The sequence below is a fragment of the Pseudomonas sp. 22490 genome, from assembly GCF_052044465.1.
Lineage (GTDB): Bacteria > Pseudomonadota > Gammaproteobacteria > Pseudomonadales > Pseudomonadaceae > Pseudomonas > Pseudomonas aeruginosa.
This window is the reverse complement of the sequence record NZ_JBQENS010000008.1, coordinates 82,461-96,797: the sequence shown is the minus strand read 5'-3', so window position 1 is coordinate 96,797 and position 14,337 is coordinate 82,461. Positions and strand designations below refer to the sequence as shown.

At 68.9% G+C, this 14,337-nt stretch carries 9 protein-coding genes and 1 pseudogene; 4 read left to right on the top strand and 6 right to left on the bottom strand.

The annotated features are described in order from the left end of the window. Positions 1 to 26 precede the first annotated feature (26 nt). The 4 genes from ACTJJX_RS11425 to ACTJJX_RS11410 all read right to left on the bottom strand — a co-directional run bounded on the left by ACTJJX_RS11425 (position 27) and on the right by ACTJJX_RS11410 (position 7,683). Positions 27 to 2,783, bottom strand: a complete 2,757-nt coding sequence (locus ACTJJX_RS11425; protein WP_016852587.1) for a hybrid sensor histidine kinase/response regulator — start codon at positions 2,781 to 2,783, stop codon at positions 27 to 29. Between the two features lie 139 nt (positions 2,784 to 2,922). Beyond that, positions 2,923 to 4,119: an osmoprotectant NAGGN system M42 family peptidase gene (locus ACTJJX_RS11420; protein ID WP_003111432.1), complete on the bottom strand. Its 1,197-nt coding sequence runs from the start codon at positions 4,117 to 4,119 to the stop codon at positions 2,923 to 2,925. After that, positions 4,116 to 5,873, bottom strand: coding sequence for an N-acetylglutaminylglutamine synthetase (gene ngg, locus ACTJJX_RS11415; protein ID WP_003111433.1), 1,758 nt, complete (start codon positions 5,871 to 5,873; stop codon positions 4,116 to 4,118). Before ngg ends, ACTJJX_RS11420 begins: the two co-directional genes overlap by 4 nt. Before the next feature lie 40 nt (positions 5,874 to 5,913). Next, entirely contained in the window at positions 5,914 to 7,683 is a 1,770-nt protein-coding gene (locus ACTJJX_RS11410) for an N-acetylglutaminylglutamine amidotransferase (protein WP_003106635.1), read from the bottom strand. A 142-nt stretch (positions 7,684 to 7,825) separates the two neighbouring features. On the opposite strand from ACTJJX_RS11410, the gene ACTJJX_RS11405 reads away from it, so the two are divergent. Beyond that, positions 7,826 to 8,299, top strand: a complete 474-nt coding sequence (locus tag ACTJJX_RS11405; RefSeq protein ID WP_003091943.1) for a MarR family winged helix-turn-helix transcriptional regulator — start codon at positions 7,826 to 7,828, stop codon at positions 8,297 to 8,299. Between the two features lie 154 nt (positions 8,300 to 8,453). Here ACTJJX_RS11405 and ACTJJX_RS11400 read toward each other — a convergent pair whose 3' ends face one another. Both ACTJJX_RS11400 and mnmC read right to left on the bottom strand, forming a co-directional pair. Next, positions 8,454 to 9,206: a sulfite exporter TauE/SafE family protein gene (locus ACTJJX_RS11400; protein WP_003117537.1), complete on the bottom strand. Its 753-nt coding sequence runs from the start codon at positions 9,204 to 9,206 to the stop codon at positions 8,454 to 8,456. A gap of 100 nt (positions 9,207 to 9,306) precedes the next feature. After that, a pseudogene (gene mnmC, locus ACTJJX_RS11395) lies at positions 9,307 to 11,260 on the bottom strand (bifunctional tRNA (5-methylaminomethyl-2-thiouridine)(34)-methyltransferase MnmD/FAD-dependent 5-carboxymethylaminomethyl-2-thiouridine(34) oxidoreductase MnmC). Between mnmC and ACTJJX_RS11390 the strand changes: the two are divergent. The 3 genes from ACTJJX_RS11390 (at position 11,259) to ACTJJX_RS11380 (ending at position 14,231) form a co-directional block, all read left to right on the top strand. Beyond that, the gene (locus ACTJJX_RS11390) at positions 11,259 to 11,378 is read left to right on the top strand and encodes a hypothetical protein (protein WP_003091936.1); all 120 of its coding nucleotides are present in this window, start codon (positions 11,259 to 11,261) and stop codon (positions 11,376 to 11,378) included. The pseudogene mnmC and the gene ACTJJX_RS11390 sit on opposite strands and share 2 nt — an antisense overlap. 25 nt (positions 11,379 to 11,403) lie before the next feature. Further along, positions 11,404 to 12,894, top strand: a complete 1,491-nt coding sequence (pap, locus tag ACTJJX_RS11385) for a polyphosphate:AMP phosphotransferase (protein ID WP_003102298.1) — start codon at positions 11,404 to 11,406, stop codon at positions 12,892 to 12,894. A 152-nt stretch (positions 12,895 to 13,046) separates the two neighbouring features. Next, on the top strand, positions 13,047 to 14,231 hold the full coding sequence (locus ACTJJX_RS11380; RefSeq protein ID WP_003114496.1) for a thiolase family protein: 1,185 nt from the start codon (positions 13,047 to 13,049) through the stop codon (positions 14,229 to 14,231). Positions 14,232 to 14,337 lie beyond the last annotated feature (106 nt).

Sequence of the window (14,337 nt, the reverse complement as noted above, 5' to 3'; positions counted from 1 at the left end):
ATGCTAGCGCGACGCATCGCGCACTGTCATGCCTGTCGCGAAGGCTGGCCGAGCAGGCGTTCGAGGGTGGCATAGAGTTCCGCCCGGTCCACCGGCTTGCCGAGGTAGGCGTCCATGCCAGCCTCGATTCCGGCCCGGCGGTGTTCGTCGAGGATGTGCGCGGTCAGGGCGACGATCGGTACGCGTGGCCAGCCCTGGGCACGCTCCTCCCGGCGGATCAGGCGGGTCGCCTCGAAGCCGTCCATTTCCGGCATCTCGCCATCCATCAGGATCAACTGGATGCCGTTCGGATCGCGCAGGTACTCGTCCAGCGCGAGCCGTCCGTTGCCGGCCAGGCGCACCGCGTAGCCGCGCTTGGCGAGGAAGCCGCGCACCACCAGCTGGTTCACCGGGTTGTCCTCGGCGACCAGGATGCATGGGGCGTCCAGGCGTTCGTCCGGGGCCGCCTCGCTGCTCCGCCCTGGCTGTCGGCGCCGCTCCCGGTACAGTTCCAGCAGGGCTTCGCGCAGGGCCTTCACCGCCACCGGCTGGGCCAGGGCCAGCAGGCGCAGGCCTTCGTGCGGCGGCAGGTCCTGGCAGTGCTGCGGCGGGCATAGCAGGAGGATGCGCTGGCCTTGCTCCAGTTGCGCATAGAGGGTGTCCAGCCAGATCGACGGCGGCCCCGGCCAGGGCGCCGCCAGGACCAGCAGGGGCGGTGCGCTGAAGTCCTCCAGGTAGGCGTTCAGCCGTCTCGGCTGCAGGCAGCGTTCGACCCGCAGCCCCCAACGCTCCAGCAATGCCTGCAGGCAGTCCAGGGTCAGGTTGTCCTCGCTGGCCAGCAGGGCCGGGCGGTGTTGCAGCAGTTGCGCCAGTTCATCCGCTTCGCCGGCGTCGAGGGCGGGGCTGAGCGGCAGGTCGACGCTGAACCGGGTGCCCTTGCCCGGCTCGCTGCTCACCTCGATGCGCCCGCCCATCATCTGCACCAGCTCCCGGCTGATCGCCAGGCCCAGGCCGCTGCCGCCGTAGCGGCGGGTGGTGCTGGAGTCGGCCTGGGAGAAGGATTCGAACAGGGTCTTCTGCGCCTGGGCGGATATCCCGATGCCGCTGTCGCTGACGCTGTACAGCAGGCGCTCGTGTCCGCCCTCGTCGAAGCGCCGCTGCACGCGCACGGCGACATGGCCTTCGGCGGTGAACTTGAGGGCATTGCTGAGCAGGTTCATCAGTACCTGGCGCAACCGCGTCGGGTCGCCGTTGAGGCGGCGCGGCACGCCCCTGTCCAGGCCGAGATGCAGGCGCAGGCGTTTTTCCACGGCCTGGGCGCTGAACAGCGCCAGGGTGTCGGAGAGCAGTTCCTCCAGGTCGAAGTCGATGCGCTCCAGGTGCAGCTTGCCGGACTCGATGCGAGCGTAGTCGAGGATATCGTTGATCACCGACATCAGCGCGCTGCCGGAGCTGGCGATGGTCTCCACGTAGGCCGCCTGGCCGCGGTCCAGCGGGGTGTCGCGGAGCAGTTGCAGCATGCCCAGCACGCCGTTCAGCGGGGTGCGAATCTCATGGCTCATCTTCGCCAGGAAGCGGCTCTTCGCCTCGTTCTCCACCCGCGCCTGCTCGGCCGCCTGGCGCGAGCGGAAGCCTTCCTCCTTGAGCGCATTGATGCGGTCGGCGAGGCCGATGGACAGGGTCACCAGTTCCACGGTCATGCCGATCTTGACCACGCTGCTGCCGAACAGGCCGAACAGTTCGAAGCCCAGCGAGGCGGCGGTGGTGACCAGGAACGACAGCAGCAGCGCGCCCCAGGCCAGGATGTAGTAGAGGCCGTAGCGCAGGCCCTGGCGCCAGACGTGGACGCCGGCCAGCAGCAGGCTGAGGGAGACCAGCATCACCGTCAGGCTGGCGAGGACGTTCCAGGCGCGCAGCCCCACCAGCGGCTCGCTGGCCAACAGGACCACGCAGGCCAGCAGCAGGCCGCGGAGGAAGCGGTCGAGGCGCGGGAAGTCGCGGCGGGTGTAGAGGTAGCCGCGGCTGAACTGGATCGACACCAGGCAGCTCAGGTACATCAGCAGGTAGATGCCGGCCGACTCCAGCGCCACGTGTCCGGGCAGCAGCTTGAACAGCAGGCCGTCGAAGCTGGCGGAAAACAGGCCGAGGCTGAGGTTGTACAGCAGGTACCAGGCATAGGTGGCCTCGCGTAGCGAGACGAAGAGGAACAGGTTGTAGCAGAACAACCCGAACAGCACCCCGTAGAAGGCCCCGTTGAAGCCCATCAGGGTTTCCTGGCTGGCCGCGCTGGCCGCGTAGGTGCTGAAGTACAGCGGCACGTAGACGGTGCTGGTGCTCTGCACGCGCAGCAGCAGGGTGCTCTCGCCGGGCGGCAGTCGCAGCGGGAACCAGAAGTTGCGCACTTGCACCGGGCGCTGGGAGAAGGCGAACAGGTCGCCGCTCTCCTGCTGTTCGATGCGCCCATCGGCGGTCAGCAGGTAGACCTTGAGGTCGTCCAGCAGCGGGTAGTTGATCTCCAGGAAACCGGCCAGGTCGGTGCCGTTGCGGTTGTCCAGGCGCACCCTGAACCACCAGGCTGCGGCGTTCTTGCCGAAGTTCGCGTGGTCGCCGCGCAGGGCGGCGAAGGCCTGCGCCGGCAAGGCGAGGATGTCGCCCAGACGCGCCTTGCCGCCGGCGTCGCGGTAGTACTCGGCGTACTCGCCCAGGGACAGGCGCAGGTCCTCTCCGTCCAGCGGCGCGGGCGGCTGCGCCCGGGCCGGCAGCGCGCAGCAGAGCAACAGCAGGACCAGGCAGAGTCGAGACATGCAACTACTCCATGGACACGAGTCGGCACGCATGATGCTACGGAGGAAACGAGACAGGCGAGGGAACCTGCCATCAGCCTAGCAGTTGGCTGGAGAGGAGGGCGGCCTCCCCNCCGGAGGCGGGGAGGCCGGCGCGGGCTCAGCCCTTGTCGCTGTTGTTGCTGCTGTCGAGCACTTCGTCCACCGGCGGGACGTGGGTGCAGCTTTCCATGTGCACCGGATGCTCGAGCTGCTTGTTGAAGCGTTCCAGCGAGGTTTCCCGGGGCTTGGCGTCGCTGGCGAAGACCGGCGGGCTGAGGATGTAGGCGGTGAGCAGCCGGCTCAGCGCGGCGAGACTGTCGATGTGCGTGCGCTCGTAGCCGTGGGTGGCGTCGCAGCCGAACGCCAGCAGCGCGGCGCGGGTGTCGTGGCCGGCGGCGATCGCCGACTGCGCGTCGCTGTGGTAGTAGCGGAACAGGTCGCGGCGCAGGGCGATGTCGTGGCGCTCGCCGAGCCGCAGCAGGTGCCGCGACAGATGGAAGTCGTAGGGCCCGCCGGAGTCCTGCATGGCCACGCTGACGCTGTGCTCGTTGGAATTCTGGCCTTCGGCCACCGGGGCGATGTCGATGCCGACGAACTCGCTGACGTCCCAGGGCAGGGCGCCGGCGGCGCCGGAGCCGACTTCCTCGGTGATGGTGAACAGCGGGTGGCAGTCGATCGGCGGCTCCTGGCCGCTTTCCTTGACCGCCTTCAGCGCCGCCAGCAGCGCCGCGACCCCGGCCTTGTCGTCCAGGTGGCGGGCGCTGATATGGCCGCTCTCGGTGAACTCCGGCAGCGGATCGAAGGCCACGTAGTCACCCACCGAGATGCCCAGGCTCTCGCTGTCGGCGCGACTGGCGGTATAGGCGTCGAGACGCAGCTCGATGTTGTCCCAACTGATCTTCAGGTTGTCCACCTCGGTATTGAAGGCGTGGCCCGAAGCCAGCAGCGGCAGCACGCTGCCACGGAACACGCCCTGTTCGGTGAACACCGTGACCCGGCTACCCTCGGCGAAGCGGCTCGACCAGCAGCCTACCGGGGCCAGGCCGAGGCGGCCGTTGGGCTTGATCTCGCGGACCAGCGCGCCGATCGTGTCGAGGTGCGCGGAAACCGCCCGGTCGGGGGTATTCAGGCGGCCCTGGAGGGTCGCCCGGATGGTTCCCCGGCGAGTCATCTCGAAGGGCACGCCAAGTTCGTCGAGCTGCTCGGCGACATAGCGCACGATGGTATCGGTGAAGCCGGTGGGGCTGGGGATGGCGAGCATCTCCAGCAGCACCCGTTGCAGGTAGTTGAGGTCCGGTTGTGGCAGAGGGGTCATGAAGGCACCTCGCGGCTGAGGGGGAAGAGAAGATCGACGAAGCGTTCGGCGGTCGGCTGCGGCTCGTGGTTGGCCAGGCCGGCGCGCTCGTTGGCTTCGATGATCACGTAGTCGGGCTGGTCGGCGGCCTCGACCAGGAAGTCCAGGCCCACCACCGGTATTTCCAGGGCCCGCGCGGCCTGGATTGCGGCCTCGCGGAGGGCCGGATGGAGGGCGTCGGTGACGTCCTCGAGGATGCCGCCGGTGTGCAGGTTGGCGGTGCGCCGCACGGCCAGGTGTTCGCCGCTGGGCAACACGTCGTCGTAGCCATAGCCGGCGGCCCGCAGGGTGCGCTCGGTCTCGTGGTCGAGCGGGATGCGGCTTTCCCCGCCGGTGGCGGCCTGGCGCCGGCGGCTCTGCGCCTCGATCAGCTCGCGGATGCTGTGCCGGCCGTCGCCGATCACCGCGGCGGGACGACGGATGGCGGCGGCCACCACCTCGTAGCCAATCACCAGCACGCGCAGGTCGTGGCCGGCGTGGTAGCTCTCCAGCAGCACGCGCGAATCGAAATGGCGGGCGGCCTCGATGGCCTCCTCGACCTCTTCCGCGGTGCGCAGGTCCACCGCCACGCCCTGGCCCTGCTCGCCGTCCACCGGCTTGACCACCAGCGAACCGTGCTCGGCGAGGAACGCGGCGTTTTCCTCCGCGCTGCCGGCCAGGCGCTGCTGTGGCTGGCGCAGGCCGGCGTGCTGCAGGGCGCGGTGGGTGAGGACCTTGTCCTGGCAGAGGGTCATGCTTACCGCCGTGGTCAGGTCGGAGAGCGATTCACGGCAGCGGATCTGCCGGCCGCCCTGGGTCAGGGTGAACAGGCCGCCCTCGGCGTCGTCGACGCGCACCTCGATGCCGCGCCGGTGGGCTTCGTCGACGATGATCCGGGCGTAGGGGTTGAGGTCTTCCTCCGGGCCGGGGCCGAGGAACAGCGACTGGTTGATGCCGTTCTTGCGCTTGATGGTGAAGGTCGCCAGTTCGCGGAAGCCGAGCTTGCGGTAGAGCGCCTTGGCCTGCTGGTTGTTGTGCAGCACCGAGAGGTCGAGGTAAGCCAGTTCGCGGCTCATGAAGTGCTCGACCAGGTGCCGTACCAGCGCCTCGCCGACGCCCGGCCGGCTGCATTGCGGGTCCACCGCCAGGCACCAGAGGCTGGAGCCGCCCTCCGGATCCTGGAACGCCTTGGCGTGGTTGAGGCCCATCACCGTGCCTACCGCGACGCCAGTGTCGGCGTCCTCGGCCAGCCAGTAGATCGGCCCGCCCTGGTGGCGCGGGCTGAGGCGCTCGGTCTGCACCGGAAGCATGCCGCGCGCCAGGTACAGGCGGTTGATCGCCGCCCAGTCCTCCTCGGTATGCACCCGGCGGATGCGGAAACCGCGTGGCGGACGGCGCGCCGGGCGGTAGTCGGTGAACCACAGGCGCAGGGTATCCGAGGGATCGAGGAAGAGCTGCTGCGGGGCGTGGGCCAGGACCTGCTGCGGCGCCGCCACGTAGAGCGCGATGTCGCGTTCGCCGGGGGCTTCCTGCAACAGGTCGCGGGCCAGTTCCTCGGCGTCCGGGTAGGTCTGCCCGATCAGCAGGCGGCCCCAGCCGCAGTGGATGCTCAGCGGTTTCTCGGTGGGCTCGCTGTGATCTTCGGCGAGACGCGCCTGGAGGCGTTCGTAGGTGGGCGCCTGGATACGTTGCAGGCGCTGGTTGTGCGGGTGAGGCAGATGCAAGTGGCCTTTCATGATCGCTCCTGGTTCGGGCCCCTGCGTTGGGGGCCCATTTTCAAAGTCCCTGTTCGCTGAGCCAGAGGTTGAGGGCGGCCAGCTGCCACAGCTTGGAGCCGCGCAGCGGTGTGAGGTCGCCGTCCGGATCGCTCAGCAGGCGATCGAATATCGCCGGCTGGAACAGGCCGCGGTCCTGGCTCGGGTCGAGCAGCAGTTCGCGTACCCATTCGCGGGTGCGGCCCTGCAAGTGCTTGAGGCCGGGCACCGGGAAGTAGCCCTTGGGCCGGTCGATGACTTCGCTGGGAATCACCTTGCGCGCGGCACCCTTGAGCACCTGCTTGCCGCCGTCGCCGAGCTTGAAGCGGGCGGGAATGCGCGCCGACAGCTCGGCCAGGCGGTAGTCGAGGAACGGCACGCGGGCTTCCAGGCCCCAGGCCATGGTCATGTTGTCGACCCGCTTGACCGGGTCGTCGACCAGCATGATCGTGCTATCCAGGCGCAGCGCCTTGTCCACCGCGGCCTCGGCGCCGGGGCTGGCGAAGTGGTCGCGGACGAAGCGCCCGGCGACGTCCTCGACGCGGAAGCGCTCGCCGACGGTGGCCAGGTATTCCTCGTGGTCGCGGTCGAAGAACGCCGCGCGGTACGCGGCGAAGGCGTCGTCGGCGCCATCCACCTTCGGATACCAGTGGTAGCCGGCGAACAGCTCGTCGGCGCCCTGGCCGCTCTGCACCACCTTGCAGTGCTTCGAGACTTCCCGCGCGAGCAGGTAGAAGGCGATGCAGTCGTGGCTGACCATCGGCTCGCTCATGGCGCGGAAGGCCGCCGGCAACTGCTCGATCACTTCGTGCTCGCCGATGCGCAGGCGATGGTGACGGGTGTGATAGCGCTCGGCGATCAGGTCGGAATACTGGAACTCGTCGCCGCGCTCGCCGCCGGCATCCTCGAAGCCGATGGAGAAGGTCAGCAGGTTGTCCACCCCGGCTTCGTGCAGCAGGCCCACCAGCAGGCTCGAATCGACCCCGCCGGAGAGCAGCACGCCGACCTCGCGGGCGGCGCGCTGGCGGATCGCCACCGCTTCGCGGAGGCCGTCGAGGACGCGCTCCTGCCAGTCGTCGAGCGTCAGCTCGCGCTCGTCCGGGCGTGGGCCGTAGTCCAGCGTCCACCAGGTGCGCTGCTCGCAGCTGCCGTCGAGGTCGACGCTCATCCAGGTCGCCGGCGGCAGCTTCTTCACGCCCTCCAGCAAGGTGTGCGGGGCGGGAACCACGGCGTGGAAGTTGAGGTAGAAATTCAGCGCCTGCGGATCGAGGTCGCTGGCGATGTCGCCGCCCTTGAGCAGGGCCGGCAGGCTCGAGGCGAAGCGTAGGCGCGAGCGGTCGAGGCTGTAGTAGAGCGGCTTGATGCCGAGTCGGTCACGGGCCAGGAACAGCCGCTGGCGATCGCGCTCCCAGACGGCGAAGGCGAACATCCCATTGAGCCGGGGCAATAAATCGGCGCCCCAGGCATGGTACCCCTTCAAGAGAACTTCGGTGTCGCCGCCGGAGAAGAACCGATAGCCAAGGCTTTCCAGTTCGCCACGCAGTTCGGGGTAGTTGTAGATGGCGCCATTGAACACCATGGCCAGGCCGAGATCGGGATCGATCATCGGTTGGCCGGAAGCTTCCGCCAGGTCCATGATCTTCAGCCGTCGATGTCCGAGGGCGATCGGACCCTGGGCGTGGAAGCCCCAGGCGTCGGGGCCGCGAGGGGCCAGGTGGTGGGTGATGCGTTCGACCGCTGCGAGGTCGGCTGCCTGGTTGTCGAAACGAAACTCTCCTGATATGCCGCACATATTCCTTACCGGTTCTCCGTTGGGGAAGTGGGTTGCGTACCCCTTCCGGGTACATGACTTACCTAACAGAGGACCGTTACAGTTGGAAGGAGTTCTATACGAATTTTCCGGGCCTATCAGGACCCTTAACGAAGAATTTATTATGGTTGAAAGTAATAAGACCGCTGCCGATACCTATTCGCTCGCTATTTTCCGCGCCATCCGCCGTCTCCAGCAGGCCGCCGAAATCCACTCCAAGCGTCTCAGCCGATACGGTGGCCTGACCCCGCTGCAATTGCTGATCCTGCATGTCCTGGCGGTGGAGGGAGAACTGACCGCGACGCAACTGGCCAAGCTGGTCAGCCTGTCCCAGGCATCGCTCTCCGGCGTGCTCGACCGCCTCGAAGGACGCGGCCTGCTCTATCGTCGGCGCGACGAACAGGACCGGCGCAAGTCCTGGCTGCACCTCGACCCGGCCGGCCACGAAGCCCTGGCGGAGGCGCCGCCGCTATTGCCGGAGTACGTGATCGAGCGCTTCGCCGCGTTGCCCGAGTGGGAGCGCCACGGCCTGCTGGCCGCGCTGCTGCGCGCGGCCGACCTGTTCGGCTTGCCGGAAGAGGACGTCGAAGAAGAGTGAGGGCGCCAGGTTCGCTACGAAAGACAGTCGCGTCGGCGGTCTTTACCTGGCGAACCTGCCGATGCCTGGTGGACAAGCGCGTTGTACGCCATGGCGTGACCTTCGCGTAGGGCGCATAACGCCGCTTCCCCGGTGCCCCGGCCGCCGAGGAAAGCTACCCGCCGTAGAGCTTCTGCGCCGCCAGGGAGAAGCTCACCGCCACCAGCATCAGCGCGAACAGGCGTTGCAGGGTCGGGCCGCCGAGGCGCTGCGCCAGCAGGTTGCCGCCGAGCACGCCGACCGCGCCGCCGGCGGCGAGGCCGCCGAGCAGCGGCAGCGGCGGGTGGGCGCCGGTCAGGTAGATCAGGAAGCCGCCGCCGGAGACCAGCGCGATCACCGCCATCGAGGTGGCGGTGGCGGCCATCATCGACAGCGGGGTGAACCAGAGTAGCCCCGGCACCACCAGGAAGCCGCCGCCCACGCCCATCAATCCCGACAGCAAGCCGACCGCCAGGCCGATGCCGAGCAGCGGCAGGCTCCGTGCCTGGTCGCTGGCCTCGCGTTTCATCCCGGCGCCGCGCCACATGCGCCAGGCCGACCAGAGCACCAGCAGGCAGAAGGCGACGATCAGCACGCCTTCCGGGACGAAGCGGCCGAGCCATTGGCCGACGGCGTTGCTCGGCAGGCCGGCCAGCGCCAGGACCAGCACCGGCCGCCAGGCCACCTGGCCCTGGCGCGCGCGCGGAATGGCGCCAATCAGCGCCGACAGGGCGACCGCGCCGAGGCTCACGCCGATGGCGTCGCGCAGCGGCAGGTGCAGGCTGAGCAGCAGGGGCAGGGCGACCAGCGAGCCGCCGGCGCCAGTGAGGCCGAGCAGCAGGCCGAGAACGGCGCCGATGCCCAGGGATTCGAAGAGCAGTACATCCATCGTCGATCAACTGTTTCCGCGGGTGAGCCAGCCGGTGGTCCGGTATGGCCTGCGCGTGCGGCAGGCCCGAAGGGTAGCGCAAATCGGTGCGCCCTGGGCTTCAGCCGCGCTGCCCGCGCACCAGGTCGCGGAGCAGGAAGCGGTTCGGGTGGCAGGCCTCGGCCACCGCGCGCGGCAGCGGCAGCGGCTCGCCGCAGATCCACGCCGCCAGCAGTTCGCCGGACAGCGGCGCACTGATCAGCCCGCGCGAGCCGTGGCCGCTGTTCAGGTACAGGCCTGGCAGCCAGGGGCAGGCACGCTCCGGCGCCTGGCGGGCGTCGCGGGCGAGCACCGCGTAGGCCTCGTCGAAGGCCGCGCGCTCGGCCAGCGGGCCTACCAGGGGCAGGTAGTCGGGGCTGGTGCAGCGGAATGCCGCGCGGCCTTCCAGGCGCTCCAGCGGCAGGTCGTCGGCGCCCAGGCGCTGCAACAGGTCGGGGGATATTTCCCGCAGCAGTTCGAGGTTGCCCTGGTGTTCGGCGAGGGTCGGCGCCAGGTCTTCGCTCTTGAAGTCGAAGCTGGCGCCGAGGGTGTGTTCGTCGCCACGCGGCGGTGCGACGTAGCCCTCGGCGCAGACCACGGTGCGCAGCGCCCGGCTTTGCGGGGTGGCCGGCAGGCGGGTGACCTGCCCGCGAATGCGCTTCAGCGGCAGCTCGGCGGCGGGCGGGAAGTCGCGGATGTCGGCGGCGGTGGCGAGGATCGCGAGTGGCGCGCGGGCCAGGCATTCGTCGCCGGCGTAGGCGCACCAGTCGTCGCCCTCGCGGCGCAAGCGTACTGCCCGGCCGCTCAGCAGGGTGATCCCGGGGGTGGCGGCCAGGGCCTGGCACAGCGCGGGCGGATGGACCCAGCCGGCTTCGGGATAGAACAGGCCGCCGGCGGGCAGGGCGACGCCGGCGAGGCGCTCGGCCTGCTCGCGCTCCAGGCCGTGCAGCAGGTCGGCGGGGAAGGCTGCGGCCAGTTGCGCCTGGCGTTGCGCTTCCTTGGCGTCGAAGGCCAGTTGCAGTACGCCGCAGGCATCCCAGTCGTGGCCGCGCCGCAGGCGTTCGAGCAGCCGGCGGGTATGGCCGAAGCCGCTGAGCACCAGGCGCGACAGCGGCGTGCCGTGGGCCGAGAGTTTCAGGTAGAGCACGCCTTGGGGGTTGCCCGAGGCTTCCCGGGCGAGGCCGGGATGGCGTTCGATCAGGGTCACCTGCCAGCCGCGCGCGGCGAGGCTGGCGGCGCTGGCGCAGCCGGCCAGGCCGCCGCCGACCACCAGTGCCGCGCGGCGCCCGGCGTGGGGCGCGGGGCGTGCGTACCAGGGCTTGCCGGCGTTCGCCGGCGGCCCCTGGTAGGTGCCGCTGAGCATCTCGCGCTTCTGTCCGTAGCCCGGTACCCGTTGCATGGCGAAACCGGCCTCGACCAGCCCGCGGCGAACGAAACCGGCGCTGGTGAAGGTGCCCAGGGTCGCCTGCGGCGCCGACAGTCGCGCCAGTTCGGCGAACAGTACGGGCGACCACATGTCCGGGTTCTTCGCCGGGGCGAAGCCATCGAGGAACCAGGCGTCGACCCGCGCGTCGAGCTGCGGCAGGCACTCCAGGGCATCGCCCAGCAGCAGGGTCAGGCCGACCCTTCCGCCCGCGAACGCCAGGCGCTGGAAGCCCGGGTGCACGGCAAGGTACTGGCCCAGCAGGGCCTCGCTCCAGGGCGCCAGTTCCGGCCATAGCGCCAGGGCGCGGCGCAGGTCGGCGGCGGCGAGGGGGAATTTCTCCACGCTGACGAACTCCAGGCGCGNCGACCCGCTCGAACAGCTGCCAGGCGCAGAGGAAGTTTAGTCCGGTGCCGAAGCCGGTCTCGCCGATACACAGCACCTCGCCGTCGCCCAGCGCGGCGAAGCGCTCGGCCAGGCGGTTGGTGGCGAGGAACACATGGCGCGTCTCGTTGAGCCCGGAATGCCGGGAAAAATATACGTCGCCGAAGGCGCGGGATAGCGGCTGGCCGTTTTCGTCCCAGTCGAGCTGGGCATGCTGGAAGTCGGACATGGCAGAACCTGAAAAAGCGGATGGCGCATTTTACGGGGCTTTGCCGGCCAGCGGCGAGGCGCTGCGCGAACATGCCGCGGCGCCGCGCAGACAGCCGCACGCCGATCCGCTACCTTGAAGGACTCAGGTTAAGGGAGACCTCCATGTTCGAATCCGCGGAAGTTGGCCACAGCATCGACAAGGACACCTACGAGAAGGCCGTCATCGAGTTGCGCGAAGCGCTGCTCGAGGCGCAGTTCGAGCTCAAGCAGCAGGCGCGCTTCCCGGTGATCATCCTGATCAACGGCATCGAGGGCGCCGGCAAGGGGGAGACGGTCAAGCTCCTCAACGAGTGGATGGACCCGCGCCTGATCGAAGTGCAGAGCTTCCTCCGTCCCTCCGACGAGGAACTGGAGCGGCCGCCGCAGTGGCGCTTCTGGCGGCGCCTGCCGCCCAAGGGGCGGACCGGTATCTTCTTCGGCAACTGGTACAGCCAGATGCTCTACGCGCGGGTCGAGGGGCATATCAAGGAGGCCAAGCTGGATCAGGCCATCGATGCCGCCGAACGCTTCGAGCGCATGCTCTGCGACGAAGGCGCGCTGCTCTTCAAGTTCTGGTTCCACCTCTCCAAGAAACAGCTCAAGGAACGCCTCAAGGCGCTGGAAAAGGACCCGCAGCACAGCTGGAAGCTCAGTCCGCTGGACTGGAAGCAGAGCGAGGTCTACGACCGCTTCGTGCATTACGGCGAGCGCGTGCTGCGCCGCACCAGCCGGGACTACGCGCCCTGGTACGTGGTGGAAGGCGTGGACGAGCGCTACCGCGCCCTGACCGTCGGTCGCATCCTCCTCGAAGGGTTGCAGGCCGCGCTGGCCACCAAGGAGCGCGCCAAGCGCCAGCCGCACGCCGCGCCGCTGGTGTCGAGCCTGGACAACCGCGGCCTGCTGGACTCCCTGGACCTGGGCCAGTACCTGGACAAGGACGCCTACAAGGAGCAGCTCGCCGCCGAGCAGGCCCGCCTGGCCGGGCTGATCCGCGACAAGCGCTTCCGCCAGCATTCGCTGGTCGCGGTGTTCGAGGGCAACGACGCGGCCGGCAAGGGCGGCGCCATCCGCCGTGTCACCGACGCGCTGGACCCGCGCCAGTACCATATCGTGCCGATCGCCGCGCCGACCGAAGAGGAGCGTGCGCAGCCCTATCTCTGGCGCTTCTGGCGGCACATTCCGGCGCGTCGCCAGTTCACCATCTTCGACCGTTCCTGGTACGGCCGCGTGCTGGTGGAGCGCATCGAGGGCTTCTGCGCACCGGCCGACTGGCTACGCGCCTATGGCGAGATCAATGACTTCGAGGAGCAGCTCAGCGAGTACGGGATCATCGTGGTGAAGTTCTGGCTGGCGATCGACAAGCAGACCCAGATGGAGCGCTTCAAGGAACGCGAGAAAACCCCCTACAAGCGCTACAAGATCACCGAGGAAGACTGGCGCAACCGCGACAAGTGGGACCAGTACGTGGACGCGGTGGGCGATATGGTCGACCGTACCAGCACCGAGATCGCGCCCTGGACCCTGGTCGAAGCCAACGACAAGCGCTTCGCCCGGGTCAAGGTGCTGCGCACCATCAACGACGCCATCGAGGCGGCGTACAAGAAGGACAAGTGAGGCCTGCCGGAATGCGGCGCCGTCCTCTCCAGGGGATGGCGACGCATACGCCGGATGAATGATCGGTGCCTCGCGCGATTGCCTCGCCTTATCCTCGCTCGATCCGGCCGCTGCCCCGGCGGCCGACCGACAATAACAGCGAGGGTACCCCCATGCGTGAAGTGGTGATCGTCGACAGCGTCCGGACCGGCCTGGCCAAGTCCTTCCGCGGCAAGTTCAACCTGACCCGGCCGGACGACATGGCCGCCCACTGCGTCGACGCGCTGCTGGCGCGCAACGACCTCGACCCGCTGCTGGTGGATGACTGCATCGTTGGCGCCGGCTCCAACGAAGGCGCCCAGGGCCACAACATCGGGCGCAACGTGGCGGTGCTCTCCGGCCTCGGCATCCAGGTGCCGGGGATGACCCTCAACCGCTACTGTTCCTCCGGCCTGCAGGCGATCGCCATCGCCGCCAACCAGATCGCTTCCGGTTGCAGCGAGGTGATCGTCGCCGGCGGCGTCGAGTCGATCACCCTGACCCTGAAGAGCGTCAACACCGACCACCTGGTGAACCCGCTGCTGCAAAGGGAGGTGCCGGGCATCTACTACCCCATGGGGCAGACCGCCGAGATCGTCGCCCGTCGCTACGGCATCACCCGCGAGGCCCAGGACGCCTACGCCCTGCAGAGCCAGCAGCGGATGGCGCGAGCCCAGGCGGACGGGCTGTTCGCCGACGAGATCGTGCCGATGACCACCCGCTACGCGGTGGAGGACAAGGCCAGCGGCGAGAAGCAGGTGCTCGACGGAGTGGTCGACCGCGACGACTGCAACCGCCCGGACACCACCCTCGAAGGCCTGGCCTCGCTGAAGCCGGCGTTCGCCGAGGACGGTTCGGTCACCGCCGGCAACGCCTCGCAACTCTCCGACGGCGCCTCGATGACCCTGCTGATGAGCCTGGAGAAAGCGCTGGCGCTGGGCCTGGAGCCGAAGGCCTTCTTCCGTGGCTTCACCGTGGCCGGCTGCGAGCCGGACGAAATGGGCATCGGTCCGGTGTTCTCGGTGCCGAAGCTGCTCAAGGCGAAGGGGCTGAAGATCGCCGACGTCGATCTCTGGGAACTCAACGAAGCCTTCGCCTCGCAGTGCCTGTACTGCCGCGACCGGCTGGAGATCGACAACGAGAAGTACAACGTCAATGGCGGCTCCATCGCCATCGGCCACCCGTTCGGCATGACCGGCTCGCGCCAGGTCGGTCATCTGGTCCGCGAACTGCACCGGCGCAACCTGCGCTACGGCGTGGTGACCATGTGCGTCGGCGGCGGCATGGGCGCCAGCGGGCTGTTCGAAGCCGTACGCTGAGCCCGTGCGCGACGGCGGGCCCCGCAGGTCGGGGCTCGCCTCATGGGTTTTATTTACATGACGCTCCGTGCCATCCCCGGCGACTCGCGCTAGGCTAGGCGCCTTT

Bases quoted from the DNA above. Each gene is read 5' to 3' on its own strand.
- ACTJJX_RS11425 (WP_016852587.1), bottom strand. From the start codon at position 2,783: ATGTCTCGACTCTGCCTGGTCCTGCTGTTGCTCTGCTGCGCGCTGCCG.
- ACTJJX_RS11420 (WP_003111432.1), bottom strand. From the start codon at position 4,119: ATGACCCCTCTGCCACAACCGGACCTCAACTACCTGCAACGGGTGCTG.
- ngg (WP_003111433.1), bottom strand. From the start codon at position 5,873: ATGAAAGGCCACTTGCATCTGCCTCACCCGCACAACCAGCGCCTGCAA.
- ACTJJX_RS11410 (WP_003106635.1), bottom strand. From the start codon at position 7,683: ATGTGCGGCATATCAGGAGAGTTTCGTTTCGACAACCAGGCAGCCGAC.
- ACTJJX_RS11405 (WP_003091943.1), top strand. From the start codon at position 7,826: ATGGTTGAAAGTAATAAGACCGCTGCCGATACCTATTCGCTCGCTATT.
- ACTJJX_RS11400 (WP_003117537.1), bottom strand. From the start codon at position 9,206: ATGGATGTACTGCTCTTCGAATCCCTGGGCATCGGCGCCGTTCTCGGC.
- ACTJJX_RS11390 (WP_003091936.1), top strand. From the start codon at position 11,259: ATGGCAGAACCTGAAAAAGCGGATGGCGCATTTTACGGGGCTTTGCCG.
- pap (WP_003102298.1), top strand. From the start codon at position 11,404: ATGTTCGAATCCGCGGAAGTTGGCCACAGCATCGACAAGGACACCTAC.
- ACTJJX_RS11380 (WP_003114496.1), top strand. From the start codon at position 13,047: ATGCGTGAAGTGGTGATCGTCGACAGCGTCCGGACCGGCCTGGCCAAG.